The following is an 8,123-nucleotide window of genomic DNA, read 5'->3' on the forward strand; positions in this document are numbered from 1 at the left end:
GAGTTCGTCGGCAGCGTCAGATGTGTATAAGATACAGGGCCACCTCCGCCGCCAGGACGTGGTCCATGCCGCCCCCCTCCTCCGGCCGGGGCGGAAGGATGAGCAGCGGCGGCGAGCGCTGCCCCCGGTGCACCGTGCCCTCCATCACCTCCGCGCCTCCGCCGACGGGGATGAGCGTGGAGCGCTCCAGGAACTGACCTTTCTGGACCATGCCACCACCTTAATCCGCCCCTTCCGGAGCGGCCGGTCCGTCTTTGAATCCACTCGCCCTGTGGACACGCCGCTGCGCGGTGCGTCACACACATTCCGCGACCCCCTCGCAACTTTTGGGCGGTTGCGGTGAGAATGGATCAACGCCTCAAGCTTTCCTTCCCCCCTTCAAAGAATCCGCAGGAGCATCAAGCCATGGGAACCATCGGGAGCGGTCGTAACTCCATCAACAACGCCACGCGCACCACGCCGACCACGCCGACGACCACCCCGGCCCCGGTGGCGAAGCCCGCTCCGGCCGTGACGGCCAAGCCGGCCAACCAGGTGAAGGACGGCTTCGACGCGCGCGCGACGAACAGCGCGGTCCGCACCGCGGCGCCCGCGAGCGTCTTCACCGCGCCGGCCGGCTCCAAGGACAAGGTGTTCGACGGCAAGCTGGTGGGCGCCGGTGGCCAGACGTTCGACGCCAGCACCCCGCTGAGCCAGGTCCCGGCCTACACGCCCAAGGACGGCGTGAAGACCGAAGGCACCCTCATCTACGTCAACGGAATGATGACGGACATGGCGGGCCAGAAGGAGACGCTGCAGGCCATCGCGGACAAGACGGGCCAGAAGACCATCGGCATCCACAACTCCACCGAGGGCTTCTTCAAGGACCTGGGCCAGTGCGTCACGGACAAGATGGACAAGGGCAAGAACCCGGCCGTGGACACGCTGGCGGACTCGCTCTACACGGAGCTGAAGGCCGGCCGTGACGTGCACCTGATGGCGCACAGCCAGGGCGGTCTCATCACCTCGCGCGCGCTCAACGACGTGGCCAAGCGGCTGCGCATCGAAGACGGGCTGTCCCCCGCGCAGGTCGAGGCGAAGCTCGGCAAGGTCTCCGTGGAGACCTTCGGCGCCGCCGCGGCGACCTACCCGAACGGCCCGAAGTACGTGCACTACGTGAACGACAAGGACCCCGTGCCGGGCCTGTTCGGTCTGGGCACCAGCGGCAAGGGCCCCCTCGACCTCATCCGCAACGCGGGCAAGGACGCGAAGATCCACTACTTCTCCGAGAAGAGCATCTTCTCCGGCGCGCACAACATCAACGACACGTACCTGAACCAGCGCGTCCCGTTCGACCAGGCGCGCGAGGGTAAGTTCTAGTCAACCGACGGTGTGATATGACTGCACGTATGACGCTCGAAGAAGCCCAGCGACTGGTGCAGTCATTCATGAGGGCCCACGGAGACGCGGAAGGCTCCGGGCTCAACGCGAAGGGATTTGGCGGCGCCGCCCTCGGCGAGGCGCAGATCTACTTCGAACATGCGAAGGACTCGGGGGCGCTGAAGTGCAGCGCCCTCATCTACCGCTTCCGCGACGCGCCCCGTCCGGGCGTCATCGACGGTTTCCGTGCCGAGGAGAAGTCCGGCACGGACACCGGCGGCGGCAAGGTGGACTACGAGACCGAGAACAAGAGCCTCTTCCTGAGCCGCACGTACGGCGTCGTGCCGGCGGAGCAGCAGTTCAAGGAAGACCTCGACCGGCTCGTGGAAGCCAGCCTCAACTGGGGCGAGGAAGTCTTCAATCGCGTCGCGGATCGCACCGTTCCCGCGAAGTGACGCGCCCATGAGCCGCTCCCTTTCCACCGGCCTGCAGTGGCTGCTGTCCACCATCGGCATGGCGCGTCCAGCGCCGGCCGCTGGGGGCCCGATGACGCGGGATGCGGCCCGTCAGTTGGTGAAGTGGTACCTGCAGACGCAGGGCGCGGGCATCACCGAGGGCCTCAACGAACAGGGCCTGGGCGGCATGATGAACGGCGAGGGCCAGTACGCCTTCGAGCACATCGAGTCCCCCCCTTCCCTCAAGGCCAGCGCCCTCATCTACCGGTTCCGCGAGCCGCCCAAGCCCGGCATCATCGAGGGCTTCCGGCAGCAGCAGGAAGAGGGCACGGACACCGGTGGCGGCAGCGTGGACTTCGAGCCCGCAAGTGGCAGCCTGTTCCTGAGCCGCACGTACACGGTGATGCCGGACGGCCGCGAGTTCACCCGCGACCTGGACCGCCTGGGCAAGGCCAGCATCGTCTGGGGCAAGGACGTGTTGGACCGCGTGGCCCACCAGGTCTTCGGGACCTGAAGCCGCTTCGCGAAGCCTTCCATGAAGCCCCTGGGAGGCGCTCCGGACCGGGCGCCCCTGTCGGTGGCCGGACGGCGCGCTACACCGCCTGCATCACGTAGAACTTCAGGTACTTGCCCTCCGGGAACTGCAGGCGCACCGGATGGTCGGGCGGCTGGTAGCGCTCCTCCACCAGCGCCAGGTCCACGCCGGCCTTGAAGCCCGCTTCGCGCACGGCGCCCATGAACATGTCCCCGTTCACGCGCGCGGAGCACGACGCCGTGGCCAGCAGCCCCCCGGGACGCAAGAGCGCCAGGGCCTGCCGGTTGAGCGACGCGTAACCGTCGATGGCGGCCTCCACCGCGCGCTGGCTCTTCGCGAAGGCGGGCGGGTCCAGGATGATGAGGTCGAACGTGCGGCCCTCCTCCTTGAACGACTGGATGAGGGCGAAGACGTCCGCCGCGAGGAAGTCGTGCTTCTCCGCCGGCAGCCCGTTGCGCGTGAAGTTCTCGCGGGCCAGGGCGATGGCCTCCGGATCCTGATCCACGGAGAAGACGCTCTTGGCGCCGCCCAGCGCCGCGTTCACGGAGAAGCCGCCGCTGAAGCAGAAGCAGTTGAGCACGTCCCTGCCCTGCCCCAGCCGGCGGATGAGGTGGCGGTTCTCCCGCTGATCCAGGAAGAAGCCCGTCTTCTGTCCGCGCCACGCGTCCACCATGAACACGGCGCCGCGCTCGCGGATGGGGATGAGCTCCGGCGCCTCCTCGCCCCAGAGCATGCGCCCGGTGCCGCGCCCGTCGTCCTCTTCCACGTCGTCGCGGCCCACCTCGTCGCGCCCGATGATGCCCTTGAGGCCCGGCACCCCCGCCTTCAGCGCCTCCACGATAAGGGGCCGGTAGGGGGTGAGCCCCGCCGAGTACAGCTTCATCACCGCCCAGCCCGCGTACAGGTCCACCACCACGCCGGGCAGGCCGTCGCCCTCGCCGTGGATGAGGCGGTAGCTGTCGGTGTCCTTCAGGTCGATGAGCGACGTGCGCGCGGCCAGCGAGCGCTGCACGCGCTGGGTGATGAAGCGCGAGTCCACCGTCTCGCGCGAGTCGCGCGTGAGCACGCGCACCGCGATGGCCGAGTGCGGATCATAGTAACCGCGCGCGACGAACTTCCCGTTCTCCGTCAGGTCCACCACGCTGCCGGCGGGGATCCGCGGCGGGTGCTCCAGCGCCTTGCGGAACACCCACGGGTGGCCCGCGCGCAGGTGACGCCCCAGGCCCCGGGCCAGCTCCAGCTTCACGACATTCACGTTGAGACTCCTCGACTGCGGGACGGCCGGCGGCGGGCGAGGAGGGCGCGTGCCAGCTCCTCGAATCCCCGCCCCTCGGGCGCCCGGGTAATGAAGGCCGGGGGCGCGTCGATGCGATTGAGCACCGCGCGCACGTTGGCCACGCCCACGCCCAGCTTGAACGCCTGGAACATCGGAGCGTCGTTGAAAGAATCCCCCGCGTAGACGTACCGACCGTCCGCGGGCTCCAGCTTCTCGCCCCACGCCACGCGCGCGAAGCGGCGGGACGCGGAGAGCTTGTCGAACCGGCCCAGCCAGCAGTTGACGTGCACCGACGAACGCACCGCCGTCACGCCCCGGGCCCGGAGCAGCGTTTCGATGGCGGACGCCCCCGCGTCTCCCAGCCGGGCCTCCTCGTTGTAGTCCACCGCCAGGTCCACCTCCGTGTAGCGGCTGTCCACCGACAGGCGCGCCCCGGGCACCTGGGCCAGCACGCGGTGCACCTCCGCCTCCAGGCGCTGGCGGTTGGCCAAGCGCTCTGCGGGAGGCTCCAGGTACACCTTGCGCAATTCGCCCTTCTTCCCCTTGAGGAAGAACAACCCGCCGTTCTCCACGATGACGCCGTCCACGGGAAGCTGCCGGGCCCACGCCTCGCCCCACCCCGCCGGCCGGCCGCTCACCAGCACCACGCGCAGCCCGGAGGCGGACAGCTGTTCGAGCGCCCGCACCGTCTGGCTGCGCAGCTTGTGGCCGGTCGTCAGCGTGCCGTCCACGTCGGTGAAGACGCCCTGCACGTGGGACAGGTCCGCCTGCCGCAGCGGGCGCGGCTCCGCCCCCTTCGCCTCGTCCTTCGTCGCCCCGGCCTTCACATCACGTCCAGTTGCGCGAGCTGGCTTTGGAAGGACTCGATGGTGGAGAGCAGCTCCGGACCGGTGAGCGTGGCGAGCTTCAGCTTGCGCGCCTTGCGCAGGAACGCGTCCATCGTCGCGTCGCGGCCATAGAGCGACTGCGCGCTGACCGCGGCCTCCGCGAGCGCCTTGGCGGAGGCGACCGGATCCTTCTTCGACTGCATCAGGGCGCGCTCCAGCCGCACGCCGCACGCGGCCCACACTTCACGGTCGTGGAGGATGAGGAGCTGCCGCTGGTTCACCGCGGACAGGCTTCGCACCAGCGCGTCCAGGCCCTCCGCGACGGTGAGCAGGTCCCTCTGGTCCGGCGCGGTCTGGATGGCGAGCGCCCCCACCTCCGCGCGGGCCTCGACGATCTTCCGCTTGTCCTGCGCGCGCAGGTTCCGGTACGCGGCGGTCCGGCCGAAGGCATCCATCTCCGTCTGGAGCTGCTGCGCGTTCCACAGCACCTCCTCCGGCTTCGCGTCGCGCACCTTGCCCAGCCGCGCCGCCACGATGCGCGACAGGTCGGAGGTGATGGCCCGCACCGTGACGGCCGCCTTCACCTCCGCCTCGTAGCCGGGGACGACCTGGGCGCGGGACACCTCGCCGAAGGCGCTCGCGGAGTCGAAGACGAGCTGGCTCATCTGCTCGCGATAGTCCGAGCGGAAACGTTGGATTTCCGCCAACAGCTGCCAGCGGTCGCTCACCACGGCCGGGTTGCGCATGGCCTCGCCCAGCTGGGTGATGCTCTGGGCCAGCCTCCCCATGCCCTCCTGGAGCAGGCCGGGCACGTCGCCGGGGCCTGGACGGGACGGGGGCGCAGCCTTCGGCGGGGTGCCTGGGAACTGCTCCCGGATGACGTTGAGCAGCGCGTTGACGTCCATCACCGTGTCGCGGATGACGGGCGCCATCTCCTCCCACAGCGACAGGTCGGGGCTGGCGTCGACGACGGGCGTCTCGTACTTCACCAGGTCCAGGTCGCTCAGCCGGGAGATGGCATGGGCCGCGGCGAGGTACACCGCTCGCAGCCGCGCGGAAAAGGCGCGGTCGGGCAGCGACTGGAGGATTTCTTCGAGCCTCGGGGTGAGGGAGGCCGGCGGGGGACTCTCGGCGGCAGCGGACACGTTGCCCCCACTCTATCCCTCGACTTCGCGTCCGGGGAGTTCTAGCAAGCATCCCGGGCCAGAAGGACGGCCGGGGAGCCGATTCAAGATGATCCAGGTCTGTCTGTGGGAGGACGGCAAGGCGATTTTGGGCGGGGAGGAGCTGCTCGACCGGCCGGGGCCCAAGTGGATCGACGTGCTGGAGCCGGACGCGGAGGTCATGGGGCGACTGGCCGAGCGCTTCCAGCTCCACCGGCTCGCGGTGGAGGACTGCCTGCACCTGGACCAGCGGCCCAAGCTGGAGGAGTACCCACACCACCAGTTCATCGTGCTCCAGGGCTTCAGCTGCAACGGCAAGGACGTCACCGAGCTGACGCTGCACGAACAGCACTACTTCCTGGCGAACGACTGGCTCATCAGCGTGCACCAGCTGCGGCTGCCCGGCCACGACGCCATCCTCCGGCGCGTGAGGGACGACCCGGCGGGCACGCTGGGCCGGGGCGTGGACGTCATCCTCTACCTGCTCGCGGACTCGCTCGTGGACGCGCAGTTCCCCATCATGGATGACTTCGGCGACGCGCTGGACGACCTGGAGGACGCCATCTTCGCGGAGCCGGATCCAGAGCACCTCCAGCGCATCTTCCAACTCAAGCGCGCCCTGGTGACGCTGCGCCGGGTGCTGTCCCCGCAGCGGGACGTGGTGGGCATGCTGTCGCGCCGGGGCATCCCGCAGATTCAGGAGAAGACGACGCTGTACTTCCGCGACGTGTACGACCACCTGGTGCGGCTGTACGAGCAGATCGACTCCGGCCGCGACGTGGTGGGCAACGTGATGGACGGCTACCTGTCCATGGTGGCCAACCGCACCAACGACATCAGCAAGCAGCTCACCATCTTCGCCACCCTCTTCCTGCCCCTGTCCTTCATCGTCGGCTTCTTCGGGCAGAACTTCGACGAACTGTCCGGCAAGGGTTGGTACTACGCCATGTGGGCCACCATGGTGGGCTTCCCGCTGGGGCTCGTTGGCTGGTTCAAGTACAAGAAGTGGCTCTGAACGCCGCACCCCTCACGCGGTTGCCTGGGAGGACGCATGCTGACGGTCGCCGTGGATGGAATCCCGCTCCACTACCGGGACGTGGGCCAGGGGTTGCCGGTGTTGCTGCTGCACGCCTTCCCGCTGGACGGCTCCGCGTTCGAGCGACAGGTGGCGGCGCTGTCCGGGCGCTACCGGTTCCTCGTCCCCGACCTGCGCGGCTTCGGGCAGACCCCGCTGGGCGAAGGCCCCATGGAGATGCGCAGGCTGGCGCAGGATGGCCTCGCGCTGCTGGACGCGCTGAACATCGACGCGGCGGTGGTGGGCGGTGTGTCCATGGGCGGCTACGCGGCCATGGCGCTGCTGCGCGAGGACGCGGGCCGGGTGCGCGGACTGGTGCTGGTGGACACGCAGTGCACGGCGGATGATGACGCCGGCCGGGAGAAGCGCGAGGCCACCGCCCAGCAGGCCCTCACCCAGGGCGCGTCGTCCGTCATCCAGGGGCTGGTGCCCAAGCTGGTGCACGCGGGAGCGGACTCGCCGGTGGGCCGCGAGGTGACGGCGATGGGCCGGGCCGCATCCCCCCAGGCGCTCGCCGCCGCGCAGCGGGGCATGGCGCAGCGGCCGGACAGCAAGGACATCCTGGCGCGCTTCGCGGGGCCCACGCTGGTGGTGGTGGGCGAGCACGACACCATCACGCCCCTGGCCAAGGCGAAGCAGATGGTGGACCTGGTGCAGGGGGCACGGCTGGAGGTCATCACCGACGCCGCGCACCTGCCCAACCAGGAGCAACCCGAAGCCTTCAACGCGGTGCTGGACGCGTTCCTCGCGTCGCTGTCCTGAGCGTCGTCTCCCCCTCCGTCGTCCTGAAACAGGAAGTGCGCGATGAAGAAGCCCCCTGCCCCGGAACCCATGTACCTGCCGGACGTCGAGTCCCACGAGTCCGACGGCCACTACGGACGGATGATCGCCATGGCGCGGGCGTCTGGCTTTCCGTCGCCGCAGATCTGGCACCTGTTCGCCTTCAAGCCGCGCATGACGGAGGCGCTGTCCGCGTTCACCCATGAGGTGATGCGGGGGCCCTCGCCGCTGTCGGCGGGCCTGCGGGAGCTCATCGCCGCGTACACGTCGCGGCGCAACGCCTGTGTGTTTTGACTGGGTTCTCACGCCGCGGTCGCGGCGGAATTGCTGGGCAGCACGGAGCGCGTCCAGGCAGTGCTGGACGATGTGGCGACGGCCCCCATTCCGGAGGCCGAGAAGGCGTTGTTCGCCTTCGTGGACAAACTCAACGACGCGCCCGGAGACGTGCGCCGCGAGGACGTGGAGCGACTGAAGGCAGCGGACTGGTCGGACGAGGCCGTCTACGACGCGGTCTCCGTGTGCGCGATCTTCAACTTCTACAACCGGTGGATTGACGGCACCGGCGTCCACGGCCTGTCGCCCGACATGTACGCGAAGTCCGCGAAGCGGATGGCGGCGGGCGGCTACCTGCCCGGACCACCCGCCCCAATCCC

11 protein-coding genes are annotated in these 8,123 nt (G+C 69.3%); 7 read left to right on the top strand and 4 right to left on the bottom strand.

The features are described 5' to 3' along the window. Positions 1-16 precede the first annotated feature (16 nt). Positions 17-211 carry a hypothetical protein gene (locus D7Y13_RS49960; protein WP_244222411.1) on the bottom strand — a complete coding sequence of 65 codons (195 nt, stop codon included), beginning with the start codon at positions 209-211 and terminating at the stop codon, positions 17-19. Positions 212-405: 194 nt separating this feature from the next. On the opposite strand from D7Y13_RS49960, the gene D7Y13_RS34340 reads away from it, so the two are divergent. From D7Y13_RS34340 to D7Y13_RS34350, 3 genes are read left to right on the top strand one after another with little or no spacing between them, the layout of a single operon-like run. Further along, positions 406-1,359, top strand: a complete 954-nt coding sequence (locus D7Y13_RS34340; protein WP_120537573.1) for an alpha/beta fold hydrolase — start codon at positions 406-408, stop codon at positions 1,357-1,359. 29 nt (positions 1,360-1,388) lie between these two features. Further along, complete coding sequence (locus tag D7Y13_RS34345) at positions 1,389-1,814, top strand: hypothetical protein (protein ID WP_120537574.1); 426 nt, start codon at positions 1,389-1,391, stop codon at positions 1,812-1,814. Positions 1,815-1,821: 7 nt separating this feature from the next. Then, a complete protein-coding gene (locus D7Y13_RS34350) occupies positions 1,822-2,328 on the top strand; it encodes a hypothetical protein (RefSeq protein ID WP_120537575.1) in 507 nt (168 codons plus the stop codon). A gap of 79 nt (positions 2,329-2,407) precedes the next feature. On the opposite strand, the gene D7Y13_RS34355 is transcribed toward D7Y13_RS34350, so the two are convergent. From D7Y13_RS34355 to D7Y13_RS34365, 3 genes are read right to left on the bottom strand one after another with little or no spacing between them, the layout of a single operon-like run. Next, entirely contained in the window at positions 2,408-3,604 is a 1,197-nt protein-coding gene (locus D7Y13_RS34355; protein ID WP_120537576.1) for a class I SAM-dependent rRNA methyltransferase, read from the bottom strand. Next, positions 3,601-4,452, bottom strand: coding sequence for an HAD-IIB family hydrolase (locus D7Y13_RS34360; RefSeq protein WP_120582451.1), 852 nt, complete (start codon positions 4,450-4,452; stop codon positions 3,601-3,603). Before D7Y13_RS34360 ends, D7Y13_RS34355 begins: the two co-directional genes overlap by 4 nt. Beyond that, the gene (locus D7Y13_RS34365; protein WP_120537577.1) at positions 4,449-5,597 is read right to left on the bottom strand and encodes a hypothetical protein; all 1,149 of its coding nucleotides are present in this window, start codon (positions 5,595-5,597) and stop codon (positions 4,449-4,451) included. Before D7Y13_RS34365 ends, D7Y13_RS34360 begins: the two co-directional genes overlap by 4 nt. 88 nt (positions 5,598-5,685) lie before the next feature. Here D7Y13_RS34365 and D7Y13_RS34370 point away from each other — a divergent pair, with 88 nt between their 5' ends. The 4 genes from D7Y13_RS34370 to D7Y13_RS34385 all read left to right on the top strand — a co-directional run. Next, positions 5,686-6,630: a magnesium transporter CorA family protein gene (locus D7Y13_RS34370; RefSeq protein WP_120537578.1), complete on the top strand. Its 945-nt coding sequence runs from the start codon at positions 5,686-5,688 to the stop codon at positions 6,628-6,630. 36 nt (positions 6,631-6,666) lie between these two features. Beyond that, on the top strand, positions 6,667-7,452 hold the full coding sequence (locus D7Y13_RS34375) for an alpha/beta fold hydrolase (protein ID WP_120537579.1): 786 nt from the start codon (positions 6,667-6,669) through the stop codon (positions 7,450-7,452). A gap of 42 nt (positions 7,453-7,494) precedes the next feature. Next, positions 7,495-7,764: a carboxymuconolactone decarboxylase family protein gene (locus D7Y13_RS34380; protein ID WP_120582450.1), complete on the top strand. Its 270-nt coding sequence runs from the start codon at positions 7,495-7,497 to the stop codon at positions 7,762-7,764. A gap of 30 nt (positions 7,765-7,794) precedes the next feature. After that, positions 7,795-8,123 (top strand): carboxymuconolactone decarboxylase family protein (locus tag D7Y13_RS34385; RefSeq protein ID WP_120630915.1); only part of this gene is annotated, 329 nt, incomplete at its 3' end.

The sequence above is a fragment of the Corallococcus praedator genome, from assembly GCF_003612125.1.
Taxonomy (GTDB): domain Bacteria; phylum Myxococcota; class Myxococcia; order Myxococcales; family Myxococcaceae; genus Corallococcus; species Corallococcus praedator.